Origin of the sequence: Bradyrhizobium sp. Ce-3 (assembly GCF_022835695.1) — a bacterium.
Classification (GTDB): Bacteria; Pseudomonadota; Alphaproteobacteria; order Rhizobiales; family Xanthobacteraceae; genus Bradyrhizobium.
On record NZ_BQUV01000004.1, the window covers coordinates 249,980 to 270,697 of the forward strand.

18 protein-coding genes are annotated in these 20,718 nt (G+C 64.8%); 10 read left to right on the forward strand and 8 right to left on the reverse strand.

Features of this window, described 5'->3' with window-relative positions:
• Positions 1-43: 43 nt before the first annotated feature.
• Together BRSPCE3_RS15805 and BRSPCE3_RS15810 are read left to right on the forward strand one after the other, a co-directional pair.
• Complete coding sequence (locus tag BRSPCE3_RS15805) at positions 44-679, forward strand: aspartate/glutamate racemase family protein (protein WP_244066770.1); 636 nt, start codon at positions 44-46, stop codon at positions 677-679.
• Between the two features lie 176 nt (positions 680-855).
• Positions 856-1,797 carry a YiiG family protein gene (locus BRSPCE3_RS15810; protein WP_244066771.1) on the forward strand — a complete coding sequence of 314 codons (942 nt, stop codon included), beginning with the start codon at positions 856-858 and terminating at the stop codon, positions 1,795-1,797.
• A gap of 134 nt (positions 1,798-1,931) precedes the next feature.
• Here the strand turns inward: BRSPCE3_RS15810 and BRSPCE3_RS15815 are convergent, their stop codons facing one another.
• Entirely contained in the window at positions 1,932-3,266 is a 1,335-nt protein-coding gene (locus BRSPCE3_RS15815; protein ID WP_244066772.1) for an MFS transporter, read from the reverse strand.
• A gap of 339 nt (positions 3,267-3,605) precedes the next feature.
• Between BRSPCE3_RS15815 and BRSPCE3_RS15820 the strand changes: the two genes are divergently transcribed.
• On the forward strand, positions 3,606-4,805 hold the full coding sequence (locus tag BRSPCE3_RS15820; RefSeq protein ID WP_375709919.1) for a multidrug effflux MFS transporter: 1,200 nt from the start codon (positions 3,606-3,608) through the stop codon (positions 4,803-4,805).
• Positions 4,806-4,912: 107 nt separating this feature from the next.
• Here BRSPCE3_RS15820 and BRSPCE3_RS15825 read toward each other — a convergent pair whose 3' ends face one another.
• Positions 4,913-5,338 (reverse strand): DUF983 domain-containing protein, encoded by a 426-nt coding sequence (locus BRSPCE3_RS15825; RefSeq protein WP_244066774.1) that lies wholly within the window; start codon positions 5,336-5,338, stop codon positions 4,913-4,915.
• 94 nt (positions 5,339-5,432) lie between these two features.
• Here BRSPCE3_RS15825 and BRSPCE3_RS15830 point away from each other — a divergent pair, with 94 nt between their 5' ends.
• Together BRSPCE3_RS15830 and BRSPCE3_RS15835 are read left to right on the forward strand one after the other, a co-directional pair.
• The gene (locus BRSPCE3_RS15830) at positions 5,433-6,809 is read left to right on the forward strand and encodes a PLP-dependent aminotransferase family protein (RefSeq protein WP_244066775.1); all 1,377 of its coding nucleotides are present in this window, start codon (positions 5,433-5,435) and stop codon (positions 6,807-6,809) included.
• A gap of 142 nt (positions 6,810-6,951) precedes the next feature.
• Positions 6,952-8,214 (forward strand): serine hydrolase, encoded by a 1,263-nt coding sequence (locus BRSPCE3_RS15835; protein ID WP_244066776.1) that lies wholly within the window; start codon positions 6,952-6,954, stop codon positions 8,212-8,214.
• A gap of 118 nt (positions 8,215-8,332) precedes the next feature.
• Here the strand turns inward: BRSPCE3_RS15835 and BRSPCE3_RS15840 are convergent, their stop codons facing one another.
• Positions 8,333-8,554 (reverse strand): hypothetical protein, encoded by a 222-nt coding sequence (locus tag BRSPCE3_RS15840; protein WP_244066777.1) that lies wholly within the window; start codon positions 8,552-8,554, stop codon positions 8,333-8,335.
• Positions 8,555-8,714: 160 nt separating this feature from the next.
• Here BRSPCE3_RS15840 and BRSPCE3_RS15845 point away from each other — a divergent pair, with 160 nt between their 5' ends.
• Both BRSPCE3_RS15845 and BRSPCE3_RS15850 read left to right on the forward strand, forming a co-directional pair.
• Complete coding sequence (locus BRSPCE3_RS15845) at positions 8,715-9,719, forward strand: hypothetical protein (protein ID WP_244066778.1); 1,005 nt, start codon at positions 8,715-8,717, stop codon at positions 9,717-9,719.
• 303 nt (positions 9,720-10,022) lie between these two features.
• The gene (locus BRSPCE3_RS15850; RefSeq protein ID WP_244066779.1) at positions 10,023-11,192 is read left to right on the forward strand and encodes an IS481 family transposase; all 1,170 of its coding nucleotides are present in this window, start codon (positions 10,023-10,025) and stop codon (positions 11,190-11,192) included.
• Positions 11,193-11,512: 320 nt separating this feature from the next.
• Here BRSPCE3_RS15850 and BRSPCE3_RS15855 read toward each other — a convergent pair whose 3' ends face one another.
• Complete coding sequence (locus tag BRSPCE3_RS15855; RefSeq protein WP_244066780.1) at positions 11,513-12,745, reverse strand: rhodanese-like domain-containing protein; 1,233 nt, start codon at positions 12,743-12,745, stop codon at positions 11,513-11,515.
• A 245-nt stretch (positions 12,746-12,990) separates the two neighbouring features.
• Between BRSPCE3_RS15855 and glgC the strand changes: the two genes are divergently transcribed.
• Positions 12,991-14,253: a glucose-1-phosphate adenylyltransferase gene (gene glgC, locus BRSPCE3_RS15860; RefSeq protein WP_244066781.1), complete on the forward strand. Its 1,263-nt coding sequence runs from the start codon at positions 12,991-12,993 to the stop codon at positions 14,251-14,253.
• Positions 14,250-15,704, forward strand: a complete 1,455-nt coding sequence (glgA, locus tag BRSPCE3_RS15865) for a glycogen synthase GlgA (protein WP_244066782.1) — start codon at positions 14,250-14,252, stop codon at positions 15,702-15,704. Before glgC ends, glgA begins: the two co-directional genes overlap by 4 nt.
• A 22-nt stretch (positions 15,705-15,726) precedes the next feature.
• Here the strand turns inward: glgA and BRSPCE3_RS15870 are convergent, their stop codons facing one another.
• The 4 genes from BRSPCE3_RS15870 to BRSPCE3_RS15885 form a co-directional block, all read right to left on the reverse strand.
• Entirely contained in the window at positions 15,727-16,059 is a 333-nt protein-coding gene (locus tag BRSPCE3_RS15870) for a hypothetical protein (RefSeq protein ID WP_244066783.1), read from the reverse strand.
• Positions 16,060-16,210: 151 nt separating this feature from the next.
• The gene (locus BRSPCE3_RS15875) at positions 16,211-17,341 is read right to left on the reverse strand and encodes a serine hydrolase (RefSeq protein WP_244066784.1); all 1,131 of its coding nucleotides are present in this window, start codon (positions 17,339-17,341) and stop codon (positions 16,211-16,213) included.
• A 526-nt stretch (positions 17,342-17,867) separates the two neighbouring features.
• Positions 17,868-18,356, reverse strand: coding sequence for a DUF417 family protein (locus BRSPCE3_RS15880; protein ID WP_244066785.1), 489 nt, complete (start codon positions 18,354-18,356; stop codon positions 17,868-17,870).
• A 162-nt stretch (positions 18,357-18,518) separates the two neighbouring features.
• Entirely contained in the window at positions 18,519-19,154 is a 636-nt protein-coding gene (locus tag BRSPCE3_RS15885) for a TetR/AcrR family transcriptional regulator (protein WP_244066786.1), read from the reverse strand.
• Between the two features lie 251 nt (positions 19,155-19,405).
• Between BRSPCE3_RS15885 and BRSPCE3_RS15890 the strand changes: the two genes are divergently transcribed.
• A complete protein-coding gene (locus BRSPCE3_RS15890) occupies positions 19,406-20,716 on the forward strand; it encodes an NAD(P)/FAD-dependent oxidoreductase (RefSeq protein ID WP_244066787.1) in 1,311 nt (436 codons plus the stop codon).
• Positions 20,717-20,718 lie beyond the last annotated feature (2 nt).

Below are 20,718 nucleotides of genomic sequence, written 5' to 3' on the forward strand. Positions count from 1 at the left end.
CCCCGCGAAGAGCGGGGAGAGGCAAATTAATCGGCAGCAGTTCATGCGCATCACCCTCATTCACGCCCTGAAGCATTCGATCGTGCCGATCGAGGCGTCATTCGCGAAACATTGGCCGGAGGCGCGGCTGATGAACCTGCTCGACGACAGCCTGTCGGCCGATCTCGCCCGCGACGGCAAGCTGACCGAGCGGATGACCGAGCGGTTTCTGACCATGGGCAACTACGCGGCAAGCACCGGCGCCGACGGCATCCTCTTCACCTGCTCGGCGTTCGGGCCTTGCATCGAGGCGGTGGCGCGCGCCCATGCGCCGATGCCGGTGCTGAAGCCGAACGAGGCGATGATCGAGCAGGCGGTCGCGAAGGGCAAGCGGATCGGCCTGCTCTCCACCTTCCCGCCGACGCTGGTGTCGATGCCACCCGAATTCCCATCCTCGGTGACGCTCGTGCCAAAACTCGCCGAGGGCGCGCTGGCGGCGCTCGATCGCGACGACCGCGCCGAGCACGACCGCATCGTGGTCGAAGCGTCCAGGGAGCTGCGCGACTGCGACCTGATCGCGCTCGCGCAATACAGCATGGCGCCGGCGGCCGAGCGCGTCGCCGAGGTGACCGGCCGCGAGGTGCTGACGACGCCCGACAGCGCGGTCAGGAAGCTGAAGGCGATGCTCGGAATCAAGTAGGCGCGCCCGTCATCGCCTCTCCGGCGCTAGTGGCTTTTGTCCCGTAGCCGACATTGAAGTCTATCGATAGTCTGCAGCGCAGCCTCGGCGGATTCGTGTGACGTCACCTTCTCTCGTCACACAATATTCCCTGGCTGGGGTGGCCAACTTCCGGCCGAGATGAGGGCAGACTCCCGATGCGAAATACCCGCTTTCTTGCGATTGCAGCGATCGTTGCATCTCTCGAACCGGCCGCCGCCCAGCAGGCCCCGCCTGCGTCGCCAGCCACCGCGCAACTGACGCAAAAGATGAACGCCTATGTCGGCTGCATCAATCGTCTCTCATCGCGGTCGTACGAATCCCGCGAACGCTACTTCTCCTGGGCCGCCAAGAGCGGCCCCACCGGCAAGGAGCGGATCATCTACGGCACCTACACGATCTACGACACGTCCGACTGCAAGACGAACGTCGCGGCCGCCAATGCAGCGGAGCCGCACGATGCCGGGCTTGAAGCGGCTGCGAATGCTTACGTTGCCGCGGTCACCACGCTCGAGCCGCTGCTGAAGGAGGCGGACGACTATTACACCCAGGAGAACTACAAGGACGACAAGATGGCCAAGGGCAAGGCGTTGCATCCGCGCCTGGTCGCGGCATGGGATGCGTTCGCCGGCGCCGACAAGGCGCTGCGCGCCGGCGTCGAGTCGATCAATGACAAGCGCGCCGCCGAGCAGCTGGCCGCGATCGAGGCGAGCGAAGGCCGCAAGTCGCACTATTATGTCGAGGCGCTGATGATCCAGGCCAAGCGCGTGCTCCGCGCGCAGCAGGCCGACAAGCCCGACCTCGACGCGATCACCCAGGCGCTCAGCGAATATGAGGCCACGGTGAAGGCAGCCGAGGAAGCATCGGGCAAGGACGGCGACGTCAAGCTCGGCTCGATGTTCATCGGCAGCGCCAAATCATTCCTCACCACGGCGAAGCAGCTGATGCGCCGCGTGCGCGACAAGGTGCCCTACAGCTCCGGAGAGAAGATGATGCTGAGCAACGCCGGCGCGGGCTGGATGGTGGAGGGATCGCCGCCCCGGCTGATGCGCGACTACAATCAGCTGGTCGACGGCTACAATCGCGGCGCCCGCATCTGAGCGTGCACCGCTGCGTAGGGTGGATTAGCCAACGGGTCCGCCCGAAGGGCGGCCCGATGACAGGCTCCGCGTAATCCACCGCGAAGCAAGGACCGCGGCGGATTGCGCCTTGCGGCTAATCCGCCCTACTCAAACTACGTACCCGCGTCCTTCACGTTCAGATCGACGCCCTGCGGATCCCTGATCGTCGACACTGTGATCAGCGAGATCAACGACAGCACCGCGATATAGACGCCGACCCGCCAGGACTGGCCGTAGCTGCCGATGATCCATTGCGCGATCATCGGCGCGAAGGCGCCGCCGGAGATGGCGCCGAGCGCGTAGCCGATCGAGACGCCGGAGTAGCGCACCTTGGCCGGAAACAGCTCGGCATAGAGCGCGGCCTGCGGGCCATAGGACAGGCCGAGCGCGATGGTGAGGCCGACGGCGCTGACGAAGAACAGCAGCAGGTTCTTGCTGTCGATCAGGAACCACATCGGCACCGCCCACAGCACCATCAATGTGTAGCCGATCTGGAAACAGCGCACGCGGCCGATTCTGTCGCCGAGGATGCCGCCCAGCAGCGTGAAGATGAACCAGCTCACCGCCGCCAGCGTGCCGATCAAAAGCAACTGCTCCGACGGCATCTTCAGCGTGTTGGCGCCGTAGCTGATGATGAACGCGATCAGGATATAGCCGGCCGCATTGTTGGCCATGAAGATCAAGGCGGTGCGCAGGATCTCCTTGCTGTGATTGCGCATGAGTTCGCGCAGCGGCGCGGAGGATTCCTTGTGCCGGCGCTGCATCGCCTTGAACACCGGCGACTCTTCAACCGTGCGGCGGATCACGATGCCGACGACGATCAGCAGGATCGAGAGCAGGAACGGAATCCGCCAGCCCCACTCGATCATCGCCTGCTTGCCGAGCGTCGTGGTCAGCACCCACAGCACGCCGGTCGCGAGGATCATGCCGAGCGGGGTGCCGACCTGCGGAAACGAGCCGAAGAAGCTGCGCTTGTCGACGGGTGCCGATTCCACCGCCATCAGCGCCGCGCCGCCCCACTCGCCGCCGGCCGAGAAGCCCTGCAGGATGCGCAGCAGAATGAGCAGTGCCGGCGCCCAGGCGCCGATCTGCGCATAGGTCGGCAGCAGGCCGACCAGCGCGGTCGCCGCCCCCATCAGCAGCAGCGTGACGACCAGCATGTTCTTGCGGCCGAAGCGGTCGCCGAGATGGCCGCAGACGATGGCCCCGAGCGGACGGAACAGGAAGGAGAGGCCGAGCGTCGCAAACGAGACGATCTGCGCCAGCAGCGGATTGTTGGCGTTCATCGGCGCAAAGAACAGCGCACCGAACACCAGGCCGGCGGCCTGGGCGTAGACGAAGAAGTCGTACCATTCGATCGTGGTGCCGACGAGCGTTGCGGTGAGGACCTTGCGCTCCTCCTCCGACAGCGTAGCGCCGCGCGAGCGCGCGGAGATTTCGATGGACATGTGGCCTCCCCAAACCCGTTCTTGTCCGTGCGGCGTGATCGGCGGCGACGCGCCTGTCCCGCACGGGTGCTGGTATCGGAATAGCAGAGGTTTTCGCCAAGCACGAGAAAATCGTTGCAGTCGCAACGATATTTCCGCGAACTGTGCTTTTGGCCCAAGTCCCCGACCAAGTTCCCAACCGGGTTCCCGACCAGGTTACCTCGACCGCCAACGGCGGGCAGCCATCCCGAAACGACGATTGTGCATCGCAGCAAGATCGTTACGATCTGAGGATTCCCAAGAGGTTGCTAAGTGTCTGACATCAATGCCGATGCCTGGGTGTCCTCAGGCCACCGCCCGATGGGCTTTCCGGAATTCGTCGTCGTTATCGCCTCCATCATGGCGCTCAATCCGCTGGCGATGGACATGATGCTGCCGGCACTGCCGAACATCCGCTCGGCATTCCAGATCGCCGACGCCAACCGCCCGCAGATGGTGCTGTCGATCTTCCTGGTCGGCTTCGGCGTCGGCCAGTTCGTGATGGGCCCGCTGTCGGACCGCTTCGGCCGCCGCCCGGTGCTGCTCGGCGGCATGACCGTCTACACCATCGCCGGCCTGCTTGCGATCATGGCGCCCTCGTTCGAGACGCTGCTGCTGGCGCGCGCGCTGCAAGGGCTCGGCACCGCGGCAACGCGCGTGATCGCGACCTCGATCGTGCGCGACTGCTACGCCGGACGGCGGATGGCGAGCGTGATGTCGCTCGCCATGATGGTGTTCATCGCGGTGCCAGTGATCGCGCCGTCATTCGGCCAGGCAGTGATGCTGCTGACGCATTGGCGCGGCATCTTCGTGCTCTTGATGATCTACGGCGTGATCGCACTGGCCTGGAGCGCGATGCGGATGCCGGAGACGCTGCCGCTGGAACTGCGCAAGTCGCTGGCGATCCCGGACGTGCTGTCTGCGTTCCGCCAGACCATCACCAACCGCACCACGCTCGGCTATGCGCTCGCCGCCGGCGGCGTGCAGGGCGCGCTGTTTGCCTTCGTGTTCTCGTCGCAGCAGATCTTCACCGAGGTCTTCAAGCTCGGGCATTACTTTCCGGTCGCCTTCGCGGCCTGCGCGGTCGGCGTCGCGATCGCCGGCTTCCTCAATTCGCGCATCGTCGGCCGCATCGGCATGCGGGTGATCTCGCACGCCGCGCTAACCGGTTTTGCCGTGGTCGCCGGCGCATTGCTGCTGGCGGTGAAGACCGACACGCTGTCACTGCCGCTGTTCATGGTGCTGGCCGGCCTGATGATGTTCGCGTTCGGGCTGATGATGGCGAACTTCACGGCGCTCGCGATGGAGCCGCAGGGCAAGATCGCCGGCACCGCCTCCTCGCTCTACGGCACCATCACGACGCTGCTCGGGATCGGCGTCGGCACCACGATCGGCCAGGATTACGACGGCACGCTTGGTCCGTTCGCGACCGGCTTCTTCCTCTGCACGCTGGCCGCGCTTGCGGTGGTGCTGGTGACGGAAAAGGGCCGCATGTTCCGGCCGCATCATCATCCGATTTGATGAACCGGTAGCCCGGATGCAGCGAAGCGCAATCCGGGACGGTCTTGCCTGCGGCACGAACCCGGATTTCGCTGCGCTCCATCCGGGCTACGAGGCCTCAACCCGCGTCAGGCCTCGCGAGTCCGGCCGACGCCATTGCGCGCCCGCACCGGCGCCGCCACCCGCCGCGTCGCCGCAAATCCCTCCATGCCGAGTTGCCATTGCAATCCGACGATTGCGCCCTTGGTCGGCTGCAGCAACCCGAGCGCGCTGAACAGCGTGAACGGCAGCCAGATCGCCAGTTGCAGCCAGGCCGGCGGCGCGTAGGTCATTTCCATCCAGAGCAGCGCCGGCACCACGACGTGGCCGACCACGACGATGACGAGATAGGCCGGAAAGTCATCCGCGCGCTGCGGGGTGAAGTCCTCGCCGCACACCTCGCAATGATCCACCACCTTGAGGAAACGGCCGAAGAGATGGCCGCGCCCGCAGTTCGGGCACTTCATGGTGAAGCCGCGCAACATCGCCTTTGGCAGGGAAACCGTCTCGGTCATTGTCGTCGTCCTTGGTCGTTGTCCTTGACCTGATGTGATGATCCATACAATATGCGTTGACGAGCATACAATCAAAGACAAAGCATCAAATTGCATGGATTGGATCCCTACGGTTTCGGAATGGCACGGCCCGATGTTCCTGCGCATCGTCGATGCGCTGGCTGCCGATATCGCGAGCGGCCGGCTGATCCGAGGCCAGCGGCTGCCGACCCACCGCGCGCTGGCCACCGCGCTCGACATCGACCTGACCACGGTGACGCGCGCCTATGGCGAGGCGCGGCGGCGCGGGTTGCTTGATGCCCGCGTCGGCCAGGGCACTTTCGTTTCGGAGACCACCGCACGCGCGGCGTCCGAGCTATCGGCGCCCGTCAACATCGACCTGTCGATGAACCTGCCGCCGCAGCCGGTCGAGGCCAATCTCGACCTGCGCATCGCGCAGGGACTGGAGACCATCCGCTCTGCCGCAGGGTTTTCGGCCTATCTCGGCTATACGCGTCCCGGCGGTACCACCGAGGAGCGCGAGGCCGGCGCCGCATGGCTGCAACCGCGCGTGCCGAATGCGTCGGCCGAGCGCATCGTGATCTATCCGGGGTCGCAGGCGATCATCTTCAACGCCCTGCTGGCGCTGACGTCGCCCGGCGACGTGGTGCTGACGGAGGCATTGACGTTTCCCGGCATCAAGGCCGCGGCGGCGCGGCTCGACGTCCGCCTGGTCGGCGTTGCAATGGACGCGGAGGGCGCGAGGCCCGACGCACTCGACGAGGCCTGCCGCAAGCACAGACCGAAGGCGGTCTACCTGATTCCGACGCAGCAGAACCCGACCACGGCGACGATGGGCGCGGCAAGGCGCAAGGCGATCGCCGATGTCATCAGCAAGCGCGGCTGCGTCCTCATCGAGGACGACGTCTACGGCCCGCTCGAGCCGCAGATGGCGCCGATCGCAACCCTGATCCCCGGGCACACCTATTACGCCGCGAGTATCGCCAAATGCATCGCGCCGGCCTTGCGCGTCGCCTACCTGCTGGCGCCCGATGCGAGCGCCGAGCAGCGGATGCGCGCCGGCATGCAGGCGACGATGCAGATGCCGCCCTCGCTGATGGTCGCACTGGTGACGCAATGGCTGCGCTCCGGCGTCGCCACTGAGATCATCCGCGCGATCCGCAACGAGGCCGCCGCGCGGCAGCAGCTCGCGGCCCGCTTCCTCAAGGGCGTCGCCTACGCGGCGCGGCCGGCCAGCCATCATCTCTGGATGCCGCTGCCGAAACATTTCGACGGCACCGACCTGCTGTCGCATCTGATGCGCAACGGCCTCGCCGTGGTCGGCGAAGATGCCTTTGCGACCGGCGACGCCGCGCCGCGCGGCCTGCGCGTCTCGCTCGGCGCCGCGCGCAACCGCGCCGAGCTGAGCCAGGCGCTGCAGGTGCTGTCGAATGCCGTGCGCACGCCGGTCGGTGCCACGCAAATTGTCTGAATTTCGACCATCGTCAGGGAATAAACTCGCTCGAAAATGATTATGGTGCGGGGGCGCCTGCGCTACAACGTGGCGTTCAGTGCATCAGGCAGGGGCGGGCTTCTCAATGTCGTGCAGCTATGACCGGACAGCGCGGCCTGTCATGCGGACGCTCCTCGGGGCGGCAAGCGCGATTGCGTGTCTTGGATTTGTCATATCCGGCGTGGCGCGCGCCAACGACGCCCCTGCCCCGTCGCCGGAGAAGCTCGAACGGATCACCGCGTTCTTCGACAACGAGGTTGCGACAGGAAAGATTCCGGGCGCGGTCATTCTGATCCAGCAGCACGGCAAGCCGGTCTATCTGAAAACCTTCGGCTATCGCGACGTCACGACCAAATCGCCGATGCGCCCGGACACCATGTTCGCGCTGCATTCGATGACCAAGCCGATCACCAACACCGCCGCGATGATGCTGGTCGACGAAGGCAAGCTGTCGCCGCAGGACCCGCTGTCGAAATACATTCCCGCCTTCGCCGACGTGAAGGTCGCCATCGAGCCGGACGGTGGCAACGATCCGGCCAAGGTCGAGCTGGTGCCGCCGATCCGGCCCGTGACCATCGAAGATATCATGCGGCACACGTCGGGCATCACCTACGAATATATCGGCGCCGACTGGATCCAGAAAATCTACCGCGCGGGACATTTGTTCGACGGCCAATTCGACAACAAGGAGTTCGTCGCGCGGCTGGCCAAGCTGCCGCTGTCGCGGCAGCCGGGCACGATGTGGCGTTACGGTCACTCCACCGACGTGCTCGGCCGGGTGATCGAGATCGTCTCCGGCAAGACGCTCTATCAGTTCGAGAAGGAGCGCCTGTTCGATCCCCTGAAGATGAACGACACCAGCTACGTGCTCAACGCCGAGACCGAACGGACACGGCTCGCCGAGCCGCTGCCCTCGGACACCATCCTGATCGAAGGCGAGAACGACCGGCGCGCGCATCCGGAATGGGAATCCGGCGGCGGCGGCCTGGTGTCGACCATCCTCGACTATGCGCGCTTCGCGCAGATGCTGCTCAACGGCGGCGAGCTGGACGGCAGGCGCTATCTGAGCCCCACAGCCTTCAAGACCATGACGACGGACCATATCGGGCCGGGCTCCGGCGTCGGCCGCGACTATTGGTACTTCCCCGGCGACGGTTTTGGCTACGGCTACGGGATCGCGGTGCGCACCGATCCCGGCATCGCCAAGCCGCCGCCACCCGGCTCGATCGGCGAGTTGAAATGGGACAGCGGCAGCGGCACCTATTTCGGCATCGATCCGAAACTCGACATGATCTACATCATGCTCGAGCAGACCCAGAACGAACGCCAGCGCATCACACCGGCCTTCCGCAAGCTGGTGTATGATGCGTTCAGCCCGGATTGAGATCAGTCACTGGCTCCGTCATTGCGAGCGCAGCGAAGCAATCCATTTCTCCGCACGGGACAGATGGATTGCTTCGTCGCTTGCGCTCCTCGCAATGACGGGGTGAAAACATCCCACCTTACGATTTCCGCCGAACCATCTCCTGCCGGCGCCGTGCTGCGGCCGCGATCAGGCTCGCGGTGCATTCGTTGCAGACGAACGCACACGCATCCGTAAACAAGCCGATCCGTGCATCGAGGCCGATCGCATCGTCGTCGATGATCCCATCGATGATACCGGCGCAGCACGCGCATTGGTGGCGCGACGCCAATTCCCGCTCCATGACGAGGCCTCCGGCCATCGCTGCTTCCCTCACGCTATATACTATCGTATATATCGAGCCGACAAGGCAGGCGGGTGAACAATCCGGTCGGGAACCCTGCAGACAACAACCATCGACCGGAGACGATCGCCAAAAAAATCCTGCCTGGTCCAACCAGGTTCATTGAGGAAACGCGATCATGACAAAGAAGAATGGCGACGCGGGACGTCCGCGCGCAACGGGAGAACTGCTCGAGATCCGCCGCGCGTCGCTAGCGAGTGCTGCGGTCACTATCTTAGCGCTTGGCACGGCCGGCATCGCCTGCGCCGAAACCGCTCCGGTCGGCGTTCCCGACAAGAGCTTTCCGGAAAGCGTGACCTCGACCTCCGACGGGACGCTTTACGTCGGCAGCTTCAACCATGGCGGCGTGACCAGGATCTCCGGCGGCAAGGCCGAGCAGCTGGTCAAGCCGGGTGCCGCCGACAGCCGCTCGACCTTGGGCGTGCTCGCCGACGAGAAGAGCGGTACGCTCTATGTCTGCTCCAACGACATCAGCGCGATGGGCGTTGCCGGGCCGAGCGACGTCAAGGGTGCCTGGCTGAAGACCTTCGATCTCAAGAGCGGCGCGCCGAAGGGCAGTTTTGCCCTGAGCGATCCGAAATCGTTCTGCAACGACATCGTGGTCGGCGCCGACGGCACCGCCTATGTCAGCGACTCCTTCGCGCCGTACGTCTACAGCCTGAAGCCCGGCGGCACGGCGCTGGCGACGTTTGCGACCGATCCGCAGCTTGCGCCGGCCAAGGACGGCGTCGGCCTCGACGGCATCGCGATCGGCGCCGACGGCAACCTCTACGTCACCACCTTCATCCCGGCAAAACTGTTCAAGATCGAGATGAAGGACGGCAAGGCCGGCGCCGTGACCGAGCTGAAGCCGTCGCGGCCGCTCGACCACGCCGACGCGCTGCGCGCCCATGGCAGCGGCTTCCTGCTGATCGAGGGCAATGGCAAGCTCGACAAGGTCACGGTGAAGGGCAGTGAAGCCACCATCGACACCATCAAGGATGGTCTGGCCGAGCCGGTCTCCGTGACGCAGGTCGGCGATGTCGGCTGGATCGCCGAGGGCAAGCTGTCCTATGTGATCGGCGACAACAAGGGCAAGGACCCCGGCCCGTTCAAGCTGACGCCGGTGGCATTGCCGCAGTAGCCACCGTTGTCATCGCCCGGCCTGTGCGCAATTGCGCACATGGACCGGGCGATCCAGTACGCCGCGGCCTATCGGCTCAAGCACTGCGGCCTCTGGAATACTGGATCACCCGCATGCGCAGGTGATGACACTGAGCGAGCTGAACAATCACCTCGTCACTCTGAGAGGACGTGACGCTCCGTGCTCGCCCACCGCTGTCATCGCCCGGCTCGATGTTCAGCCCGGGGACATGACCGACGGGTGTTCGGGGACATAGCCGACACATCATAGTGGAGGGATTTGGCAAAGTGGGAGGCCAAGTCCATGCCCTGGCGTGAGGTGTCGGTGATGGATCAAAGGCGCGAGTTTGTACGGCTTGCGATGCAGGAGGGCGCGAACCGGCGCGAGCTCTGCCGTCGGTTCAACATTCATCCCGACACGGCTTACAAGTGGCTCGCACGATGGCAGGCGGATCAATCCGTCGCGGACCGATCGCGCCGGCCGCATTCGAGCCCAGGACGAACCGATTGCAAGCTCGAAGAGCGCATTTTGTCGGTACGCGATGCTCATCCGGCGTGGGGAGCTCGCAAGATCGCTCGCTGCCTGGAACGAGAAGGCGATCATGCGCCGGCAGTTTCGACGGTCCATGAGATCTTGCGTCGAGCCGGCCGCATCAAGCCTCCGCTCGGCGGCGCAGTGGCAAGCCAGCGTTTCGAGATGCCGGCCCCCAATCTGTTGTGGCAGATGGACTTCAAAGGCTGGATTCGGCTCGGCAACGACGCTCAATGCCATCCTCTGACAGTGGTCGACGACCACTCGCGCTATGATCTGTGCCTACAGGCCTGCGCCGATCAACGCACCGATACGGTGCGTAACCGTCTGGAGAAGACCTTCCGTCATTACGGTCTGCCGGAGGCCTTCTTCGTCGACAATGGTTCACCGTGGGGGGATCCTTCTGGCGAGCGGTGGACGCGGTTCTCGGTCTGGCTGCTCAAGCTCGGCATCGCGGTCATCCACAGTCGCCCCTATCATCCGCAAAGCCGTGGCAAGAACGAACGGTTCCATCGCACGCTCGCCGCCGAGGTCTTCGCGCTGCGGCACTTCCGTGATCTCGCGGAGGCACAGCGCGCCTTTGACGCCTGGCGGGAGGTCTACAACTTCGAACGGCCGCATGAGGCGCTTGGCCAGCAGGTGCCGGCCAGTCGATATCGGCCGAGCCTGCGGGCCATGCCCGATCGCTTGCCGGAGGTCGAATACGACAGCCACGAGATCGTGCGCCACGTCTCCACGACCAAGGCCTACATCAGCTTCAAGGGATGCCTCTGGAAGGTCCCGCAGGCCTTCCGCGGTGAGCGCCTTGCCATTCGCCCCTCACCAAACAGTGCGCAATACGGGGTCTTCTTCGCCGCCCACCAAGTCGCTATCATTGACTTGGCGAGCAGAAAAAGTGTCGGCTATGTCCCCGAACACCCGTCGGTCATGTCCCCGGGCTGAACACTCGACCGGGCGATCCAGTACGCCGCGGCCTATCGGCTCAAGCACTGCGGCCTCTGGAATACTGGATCACCCGCATGCGCGAGTGATGACACTGAGCAAGAACCCCCGACAGCCTGCCAACGGCGGGCGGCTCGAAGGACGGCCTGCACGATTTCGGAATAATGGAAACGTACCGCTGAGTTGCCCGACGTGTCAAGTCACCATGTCGAACGCCGGCAGCCGCCGGCTACTGTGCATGGGGTTGTTTTCGATATTTTGGCGGAGCGCCCCTGCGACCTGGCACCGATGCGGTCGCGCCACCGTCACCGCGTCATCCGCTAGATCACATAAAACCCGTGGGTGCCGTCACGGCGCAGCTGCTCGACCAGGCCATATTCCCAATCGAGATAGGCCTGCATCGCCTGCTCGGCGACGCCGGCGCCTTCATAGGGACGCCGGTAGCGGTGCGCGGGGTCGGGCTTCGGCACGACGCGCGGCGGACCGATCTCGAGCCGGCCGTCATAGCCGCCCTCGAGCACATCGACCTCCCAGCCCATCTGCGCAAGCCAGGACGCCGTCATGTCGGCACGGATGCCCCTGTCGTCGGTGAGCACGATGCGCGCGCCGCGCACCGGGGCGGCCATGTCGATTTCCTGCACCAGCTGGCCACCGGCATAATGGCGGAAGCCGGCGAGATGGCCGGCGGCGTATTCGTCGGCATCGCGGACGTCGAAGCGATACAGCGTGCGCTGCGCGTCCTTTTCCAGTGCGGCCAGTTCAGCCGCGCCGATGTGACGGACGCCGGCGCGATAGGCGACGTCGCGGGCATTGCCGGCCGCGCCTTCGAACGGCCCGACGCCGCCGCGCTTGCCGGCACCATGTTCGAGATCGTGCTTGGCGAGCGTCCAGCCGATCGTGCCGTTGCGCAGCGCCCGCACCTTGTTCGGCAGCCCGGCATTGATCAGCGACTGCGTGCCGATGATCGAGCGGGTGCGGCCGGCGCAGTTGACGATGACGGTGGTGTCGGGATCGGGCGCCGCGCTGCCGGCGCGCAGCACCAGCTCGGCGCCGGGCACGCTGACCGAGCCCGGGATGTTCATGGTGGCATATTCGTCGAAGCGGCGGACATCGAGGATCGCGATGTTGGCCTTGTCCGAGATCAGCGCGGCGACCTCGTCGGCGCTCAGCGACGGCGTATGCCGGCGCGACTCGACCAGCTCGCCGAACGCCTTGGCGTAGGAATTGACGTCCTCGAACACCTCGTAGCCGGCCGCCTTCCAGCCCTGCAGGCCGCCGGCGAGCACAGCGACGCCGCTGTAGCCCAGTGCCTGCAACTCCCGAGCCGCGGCTTCGACCAGCCCCTCGCCATTGTCGTAGAGCACGATCGGCACGTCCTTGCGCGGCAAGCGCAGCTCGGCCTCGAACGCGATCCGGCCCGCCGCCATGTTGGCGGCGAACAGCGGGTGGCCGGTGGCGAACTCCGCCTCATGCCTGACGTCGAGCAGCGCGATCTCCCGGCGCAGCAGCAGCATTGCACGGATGTTCTGGGGTGTGACGGAAGAAACTGTCATGGAATGCTGGCCTGGGCAGGAAACGGGCAAGCTTGCTGTAGGCCGAAATCGCGTGCCGTCAATAGCCTTAACCAGCCCGCAACCCCGATCTTCACGAGAAGGGGTTGCGGGAACGAAAGTCTGTCATCCCGCTTTGCCCAACCGGGGCGCGCTTGCTACGTTCCAATCGGCCCCGTCGGCGCCCGATCAGGCCTTCCGGACAAGAGAAGGCAGCGGGGCCAACCTGAAGTTCTGGGAGGATGACCATGAGATCAGTCGGAAATGAACCCTTGTCGCGTCACGCCCTCGCTTTCGTGCTGGCCGGCGGACGCGGCAGCAGACTTCAGGAGCTCACCGACAAGCGCGCCAAGCCGGCGGTGTACTTCGGCGGAAAATCCCGCATCATCGATTTCGCGCTCTCCAATGCGGTGAATTCCGGTATCCGCCGCATCGCGGTGGCGACCCAATACAAGGCGCACAGCCTGATCCGGCATCTGCAAGGCGGCTGGAACTTCTTCCGCCCGGAGCGAAACGAGAGTTTCGACATCCTGCCTGCGAGCCAGCGCGTGTCCGAGACGATGTGGTATGTCGGCACGGCCGACGCGGTCTACCAGAACATCGACATCATCGAGGCGCACGGCACCAAGTACATTTTGGTGCTGGCCGGCGACCACGTCTACAAGATGGACTACGAGATCATGCTGAAGCAGCATGTCGAGAGCGGCGCCGACGTCACGGTCGGCTGCCTCGAGATGCCGCGGGCGGAATCCTCCGGCTTCGGCATCATGCATATCGACGAGAGCGGCCTGATCCAGTCGTTCCTGGAGAAGCCGGCCGACCCGCCGCCGATGCCCGGCAAGCCCGACAAGTCGCTCGCCAGCATGGGGATCTACGTCTTCAATTCCGAATTCCTGTTCGACGAATTGCGCCGCGATGCCGCCGATCCGAACTCGGCCCACGATTTCGGCAAGGACATCATCCCCTATATCGTGAAGCATGGCCGGGCGATCGCGCATCAGTTCAACGATTCCTGCGTCCGCTCCGGCGACGATCCGCGCTCCTATTGGCGCGATGCCGGCACCGTCGACGCCTATTGGGGCGCCAACATCGACCTCACCGACGTGGTGCCGGAGCTGGATCTCTATGATCGGTCATGGCCGATCTGGACCTATGCCGAGATCACCCCGCCCGCCAAGTTCGTGCATGACGAGGACGGCCGCCGCGGCCAGGCAGTGACGTCGCTGGTCTCCGGTGCCTGCATCATCTCGGGCGCGTCGCTGCGACGCTCGCTGCTGTTCACCGGCGTCCACGTCAATTCCTACGCCAATGTCGAGAACGCGGTGATCATGCCCTATGTGAATGTCGGCCGCGGCGCGCGGCTGAAGAACGTGGTGATCGATCGCGGCGTGCGAATTCCCGAGGGGCTCGTGGTCGGCGAGGATCCAGAGTTCGACGGCAAGCGCTTCCGCACCACCGAGAACGGGATCACGCTGATCACGCAATCGATGATCGACAGGCTCGGCACATGACGCCAATCCGCGTCCTCGCGGTCGCTTCGGAAGTCTACCCGATCGTCAAGACCGGCGGCCTCGCCGACGTGGTCGGCGCGCTGCCGGCCGCGCTGAAGGATCACGGCGTCGCAACGCGGACGCTGGTGCCGGGCTATCCTGCCGTGCTGAACGCGCTGGCCGCGGCAGAAACGCTGCTGCATCAGGACGACTTCTACGGCGGGCCGATCCGACTGCTCAGCGGCTCGCATGACGGCCTCGATCTTCTCGCCCTCGACGCACCGCACCTCTATGCGCGTCCCGGCAATCCCTATGTCGGCCCCGACGGACGCGACTGGCCCGACAACGGCATCCGATTTGCGGCGCTGTCGCGGATGGCGGCCGATATCGGCCGCGGTACGATCGCCTCCTTCGTCCCCGACGTCGTGCATGCGCATGACTGGCAGGCCGGCCTCGCGCCGGCCTATCTGCATTATGCCGGCCAACCGCGGCCAGGCACCGTGATGACGGTGCACAACCTCGCCTATCAGGGCCAGTTCTCGCCGGACATGCTCGCGACCTTCGGCCTGCCGGGCGAAGCCTATTCGCTCCACGGCGTCGAATATTACGGCACCATCAGCCTGCTCAAGGCCGGCCTGCAATTCGCGGACCGCATCACCACGGTGTCGCCGACCTATGCGCAGGAAATCCAGACCGACGAGGGTGGCATGGGGTTCGGCGGCCTGCTGCGCGAACGCGCCGACGTGCTGAGCGGCATCCTCAACGGCATCGACATTGCGGTGTGGAATCCGGCCACCGACCCCGATATCGCCGCGCGCTTCAGCGCCGAACAGATGGCCGAGCGCGCGACCAACAAGGCGGCGCTGCAGCGGCGCTTCGGCCTCGAGCCGGCGCCGGATGCGATGTTGCTCGGCGTCATCAGCCGGCTGTCATGGCAGAAGGGCCTCGACCTGCTGCTCGAGAACATCCCGACACTGCTCGGCGAAGGCATTCAGCTTGCGCTGCTCGGCAGCGGCGATCACGATCTGCAGGATCGCTATGCCGCGCTGGCGCACGACAATCCCGGACGGATCGCGGTCGTGATCGGCTATGATGAGGCGCTGGCGCACCTGATCCAGGCCGGCTCCGACGCGCTCGCGGTGCCATCGCGCTTCGAGCCCTGCGGTCTCACCCAGCTCTGCGCGCTGCGCTACGGCGCGGTGCCGGTTGTCGCCAATGTCGGCGGCCTGGCCGACACCGTGCTGGGCTTCGACGAAGCCGCGGTCACAGGCAGCGCCGCCACCGGCGTCAAGTTCGCACCCGTGACCTCGGAAGCGCTGGCCCACGCACTGCGCAAGGCGAACCTGCTGTTCAACGACAAGGTGACCTGGCGCCGGCTGCAGCAGGCCGGCATGGCCACCGATGTCTCCTGGCACAATCGCGCCGGCCGTTATGCCGCGCTGTATCGCGAGCTCGCGGCGGCGCGCAGCTAGGCCGTCGTCAAACGCGCTGCGATCAGTTCAACAGATCGCACGACGCGATGCGGTTGATGTCGGCGAGGCGACGGTCGGAATTTCCCTTGAAATCAAGGCTTGCGACGAGATCGAGCAGCCGTCCATAGGCGCGGTCGGCAACCGCGACCGGCAACGGCTCCTCGTCGAAGGTCTCGATGTAATTGCCGACGAGACCGCTCAGCAGCCGGCACATCGCCCGTTGCTCGGGGTCATGCCTGCTCAAGGTCTCGAGTTTGTCCTGGAGGGTTCGGTAAGTCCGCAAGCCATGCGGCTGTTGCGAAAGCCAAGTGTATAAATCAGGGGTATGCAAATCAGTATTGTGAAAATCAGTCATATCAGCCTCTTCAAGCAGGAGAAGAAGCTACCGGCTTATACAGCCGACTATGGTTCCGCGCCATGACAATTTTTGCATGCGACCCCTGCCCGCCCACACCGGCCCGTGTCATCGGACCGGCACGCGATACGGCTAGAGTATGTTGGTTTGATCAGAGCCGCGCGAGCGCCGGCAGAATTCTGTAGCGCGCGATCTCGTGCGGATAGTCGCCGCGATTGGCGAGCAACACGATGCCGAACCTGCGTGCAGGCACCAGGCCGATATAGGCGGACGCGTTGTTGAGACCGCCCGGTTTGTCGACGACGGTGACGCCGTCGAGCCGCACATGCTCCCACGCCATTGCCTGGCCGAACTTCGCATCGACACGAAAACTCTCGCGCTCGGTCATCTGCAAGGCCGCGCGCAGCTCGGGATCGATCACCGCACCGTCGAGACAGGCCCGCAGCAGGATGCCGAGATCCCGCGCGGAGGAGAACATCTGGCCCGTCCCGGGAAAATCGTAATAGCTCTGCTGATTGCCGGGTGGACCGATCGGCGTGCCGTCGTGCGCGTAACCCTGCACCATGCGCGGCATGAACTCCGGCGCCATCGACGCGCGGTTGTCCTCGCCGCGGTCGGGAAGGAAGGTCGAGGTCATGCCGAGCGGCTTGAGGATGCGGCCCTCGATCAAGGTCGCGATCGGCATGCGATAGCGCTGTTCCAGCACCAGCTGCAGCAGGACATAGCCGGCATGGCTGTAGATGCGCTGCTTGCCCGGCTGCTCTCCGTTCAGGGGCGTCCATGCATTGAGCATCGCGATGAACTGATCGCGGCTGAAGCTCTCGTTCGGCCACGGCGGGTGATCGGTCGGCAGCAGCAGTCCCGACGTATGGTTGACCAGCTCGCCGATGGTGACGCGGCTGACGTAGCCGCCGTTGAGTTCGGGCAGATATTTGCTGACGGGATCGTCCGGCTGCAGTTCGCCGCGCTCGGTGCCGAGCGCGACCAGTGTCGCCTCGAACAGCTTGCGCAGCGAGGCGAGGTTGAACAGCGTATCCGAAGTGATCGGCCGCTTCGCCGCAGAGTCGGCGAAACCGTAATTGAAGAAGGCGACCCGGCCACCCGCATAGACCGCAGCGGCGAGGCCGCCGGGATCGGACGCCGTTGCGGTCGGCACCAGCTCCGTCGTGACGATATCCCTGATCTGCGCATCCATGTCGGAATCCGCGCGCGCGCCTGCAAGCGCGCTAACCGCGACGGCGAGCAGGATGGACGCGAAGCGGATCGGGAACCATTGTTTCATAAAGCGCCGAATCGGAACGATGCGATGTGCCCTCTGGCGACCACGTTCAGCCATCGAGAGATGGCGACATCGCGATCCTAGCGATTTAACTCAGGCTTCCGCATTCACGATTGCGCGCATTCCACCGTTACCGGTCCCGGCTGGGGATGGGGCGGCCCGATCGCAGCTCCGGTGGTCAGATCCGGAAACCGCGATCGCGACCGCCCTCCCACTCCAGCCACGGTGCGGGGACTGCAATCACACTAAGAAATGCGGGGCGTTTGAAAATGCCGGGAGCGAGTTTCGACGGGACTGCAAAACCAATGCTTGCCGGGCCGACCGCCGATATGTCCGACTTCGTCACATTCCGCTCCCAACCGGGGACCGTTTCCCAATAGCAACAATTCGTCAATCGAAGGTTGCATAGGCCGCGCGGATTCGATTGACAAGACGTGGTCGCCCGCGACGAATTGTCCTGTTCCAGATGCCGGACGCATGCGAACGTCCGATTAAGCGCGAGTTAACCATTGTCCGCGCGGTGCGAGACCTATGACGCGCGCAATCGGACGATCGACCGCGGCAGCGACGCCAGCAGCAGCACGAGACAGACGCACAGCAGCACGATGTCCTTGAACAAGAACTCGCCGGCCAAGTTCCAGGCCATCGGATCGGTCGACAGGCTCCATTTCACCACCCCGGGCGTCGTGAAAAAGAACGACCACGTCACCGCGAACGTGACGACGCCCATCAACGCGCCAATCGCCGAGAGCAGCGGATTGAACGCACCGGCGGCCAGCAGGATCGCGATGCCGAACTCGGTGACGCCAAGCACGTAGGCCTCGCCCCGCAATCCGAACACCGACAGCCACGACACGAACGGACTGTTGCTGATGAACTGCGCGATGCCTTGCGCCGATTGCAGCGTGAACTTCTGCATGCCGAACGACACGAAGATCACCACCATGACCCAGCGCAGGATCGCGAGCGGACGATAGGACCCCTCGCCTTGCTCGGCGATGTTGAACGACAAATTCATGCGGATGTGCTTCCCTCGCTGCGATGCCACCATCGGCCGCTGTTGCGGCGCTCGTGGGCATCTACGCAGCGCGTCGCGTACGCGTTACGCGCAGGACACGTTCGCGGCCTTCACGATCCCGTGCAGACGAGGTGATGAAGATGGTCGTCTGCCGCGATGAGCTCACGCGCGCTGGCGCAGCGGCCGCGCGGCATCCTTTGCCGGCACCGGCATGGTGAAGCCGTACAGGAACAGGTCCACCACCATGTCGGCAAACTCGCCGGGATCGACGCCGCCCTTCGGGTCGTACCAGGTGTGGCTGAAGTTCAGGATGCCGAACAGCATCATGCTGTAGATCTTCTTGGTCCGCTTGACGATCTTGCCTTCCTTGTCGAGCTTGACCAGGAGATCCGCGATCGTATCGACCAGCTGGCGCTCCAGCGCCTTGATCGCATCCTGCTCGGTCTCGCCGAGGAAGGAGAGGTCGTTGAGGATCACGCGCTGCTCGTCGCTCGAGCGCGCGTTGAGCGCGACGATGGCCTGGATCGCGGCGCGGAACTGTTCCAGCGTCGTCGCCTTGCCGGCCATCGCGGCTTCGACATCGGCGATCATCTCGCGGATATGGGCATCGAGGATCGCGAACAGGATCGCTTCCTTGGAGTCGAAATAATGATACAGCGCGCCGCGCGACAGCTTGCAGGCATCCGCAAGGTCGGCGATCGAGGCACGCATGTAGCCTTGCCGCGCGAACAGGCCGCAAGCGGTGGTGAGAATGCCCTGCTGGATCTCGTCGTAATTTTCCGAGCGCGTCCGCGCCATACCCGTCTCTTTCGTGCACCATCGGCGCCGCCGGAATCGGACGACACCCGTCTCTCTATACTACCGCCGCTCCGCGCTCTCCTCCCCTTTGCGGGCACCATCCACCAGAACTCGTCCATCGCTTTCGATACGCACGGCCCTGCGTCAAAAAATAATTTGAACGACCGGTCGGATTATATTAGGGTGCCTGCCGTCAAGCAAGCAGATTGCGCACGCCGGGACCAACCCGGCGGTATCGAGGGAGGCTGCGCGTGGGTGCTCACAAGGTCGATGCTGTCGTGATCGGAGCCGGTGCCGGCGGGCTGTGCGCCGCGGCGCGGCTTGCCCATGGCGGGCTGCATACGCTCGTCGTCGACGACAAGGATCGGCTTGGCGGGCGCGCCTCGACCGAGGAGATCGACGGCTTCAAGGTCAATATCGGCGCGATCGCGATCGAGTTCGGCGGCGTGTTCGAGGAAACTTTCCACACCGTCGGCGCGCCGCTCGACATCCGCGCGCCGGAGCCGGCGAGCTCGTTCTTCATCGACGGCAAGGTGATCGATGTCGGGCGCGGCGGCTGGTCGCTGCTGCTCGGGCAGCTCACGAAACAGGCCTCGCGCATCCTGGAGAAATTCGCCGACGCCCGTTCCGGCAACCTGCCCGACGGGCGGCAATCGACCGAGGACTGGCTTAAGGGCTACACCAGCAACGCCACGGTGCATGCCCTGTTCCGCAACCTGTGCGCGGCGATCTTCGCCTGCAACGCCGCCGAGCTGCCGGCCCGCGCCTTCCTCACCTATTTCACCAGCAAGGGCGCCTTCAAGAAGTTCGGCTTCTGCCCGCAGGGCACGATCGGGGTCTGGAATAGCCTCGGGAATGCGATCCGGCGCAATGGCGACATCTGGCTCGGCACGCCGGCGACCACGATCCACACCTCGAATGGCAAGGTTGAAGGCGTCACCGTGCTTAGGGACGGCGAGAAGGTTCGGATCGACACCGATCTCGTCATCAGCAACGCCGGACCGAAGGCCACCGTCGCGCTTGCCGGTAGCGAAGCCTTCCCCGCGGATTATGTTGCCAGGGTGAAGAACGACCTTCGCCCGGCCGCCAACATCGTCATCAACATCGCGAGCCGCGAGCCACTCATCAATCATCCCGGCATCGTCACCTTCGGCAAGACGCGCCGGCTCTGCAACATGGCGAACCTCTCCGCGACTTGTCCGGAGCTGGCGCCGCCCGGCTGGCATCTCTATGTCGCCTATGCCGTGCCGGTCCCGGCGCTGGGCGATTTCGACAGCGATGCCGAGGTCGCGCTGGCACTCGACGACCTTCGCGAGCAGTTCGCGAATTTCGAGCAGGCAAAAATCCTGTCGATCCGGGTGATGCGCGACGACTGGCCGGCGCAACGCAGCTGTGCCGGTTACGACCTGCCGCGCGAGACCGGCATCGAAGGCCTGTGGTGCGTCGGCGACGCCGTGAAGCAATATGGCAATGGCGGCACCCAAGCTTGCGCCGAGACCGCCAGGATCGTGACCGATGCCATCCTCGCCGCGCGCCCGCGCTTGTCGGCCGGCCGGGTCTGAGC

Excerpts from the sequence above, each read along its gene's own strand:
- BRSPCE3_RS15805 (WP_244066770.1), top strand. The coding sequence starts at position 44 with ATGCGCATCACCCTCATTCACGCCCTGAAGCATTCGATCGTGCCGATC.
- BRSPCE3_RS15810 (WP_244066771.1), top strand. The coding sequence starts at position 856 with ATGCGAAATACCCGCTTTCTTGCGATTGCAGCGATCGTTGCATCTCTC.
- BRSPCE3_RS15815 (WP_244066772.1), bottom strand. The coding sequence starts at position 3,266 with ATGTCCATCGAAATCTCCGCGCGCTCGCGCGGCGCTACGCTGTCGGAG.
- BRSPCE3_RS15820 (WP_375709919.1), top strand. The coding sequence starts at position 3,606 with ATGGGCTTTCCGGAATTCGTCGTCGTTATCGCCTCCATCATGGCGCTC.
- BRSPCE3_RS15825 (WP_244066774.1), bottom strand. The coding sequence starts at position 5,338 with ATGACCGAGACGGTTTCCCTGCCAAAGGCGATGTTGCGCGGCTTCACC.
- BRSPCE3_RS15830 (WP_244066775.1), top strand. The coding sequence starts at position 5,433 with ATGGATTGGATCCCTACGGTTTCGGAATGGCACGGCCCGATGTTCCTG.
- BRSPCE3_RS15835 (WP_244066776.1), top strand. The coding sequence starts at position 6,952 with ATGCGGACGCTCCTCGGGGCGGCAAGCGCGATTGCGTGTCTTGGATTT.
- BRSPCE3_RS15840 (WP_244066777.1), bottom strand. The coding sequence starts at position 8,554 with ATGGCCGGAGGCCTCGTCATGGAGCGGGAATTGGCGTCGCGCCACCAA.
- BRSPCE3_RS15845 (WP_244066778.1), top strand. The coding sequence starts at position 8,715 with ATGACAAAGAAGAATGGCGACGCGGGACGTCCGCGCGCAACGGGAGAA.
- BRSPCE3_RS15850 (WP_244066779.1), top strand. The coding sequence starts at position 10,023 with ATGCCCTGGCGTGAGGTGTCGGTGATGGATCAAAGGCGCGAGTTTGTA.
- BRSPCE3_RS15855 (WP_244066780.1), bottom strand. The coding sequence starts at position 12,745 with ATGACAGTTTCTTCCGTCACACCCCAGAACATCCGTGCAATGCTGCTG.
- glgC (WP_244066781.1), top strand. The coding sequence starts at position 12,991 with ATGAGATCAGTCGGAAATGAACCCTTGTCGCGTCACGCCCTCGCTTTC.
- glgA (WP_244066782.1), top strand. The coding sequence starts at position 14,250 with ATGACGCCAATCCGCGTCCTCGCGGTCGCTTCGGAAGTCTACCCGATC.
- BRSPCE3_RS15870 (WP_244066783.1), bottom strand. The coding sequence starts at position 16,059 with ATGACTGATTTTCACAATACTGATTTGCATACCCCTGATTTATACACT.
- BRSPCE3_RS15875 (WP_244066784.1), bottom strand. The coding sequence starts at position 17,341 with ATGAAACAATGGTTCCCGATCCGCTTCGCGTCCATCCTGCTCGCCGTC.
- BRSPCE3_RS15880 (WP_244066785.1), bottom strand. The coding sequence starts at position 18,356 with ATGAATTTGTCGTTCAACATCGCCGAGCAAGGCGAGGGGTCCTATCGT.
- BRSPCE3_RS15885 (WP_244066786.1), bottom strand. The coding sequence starts at position 19,154 with ATGGCGCGGACGCGCTCGGAAAATTACGACGAGATCCAGCAGGGCATT.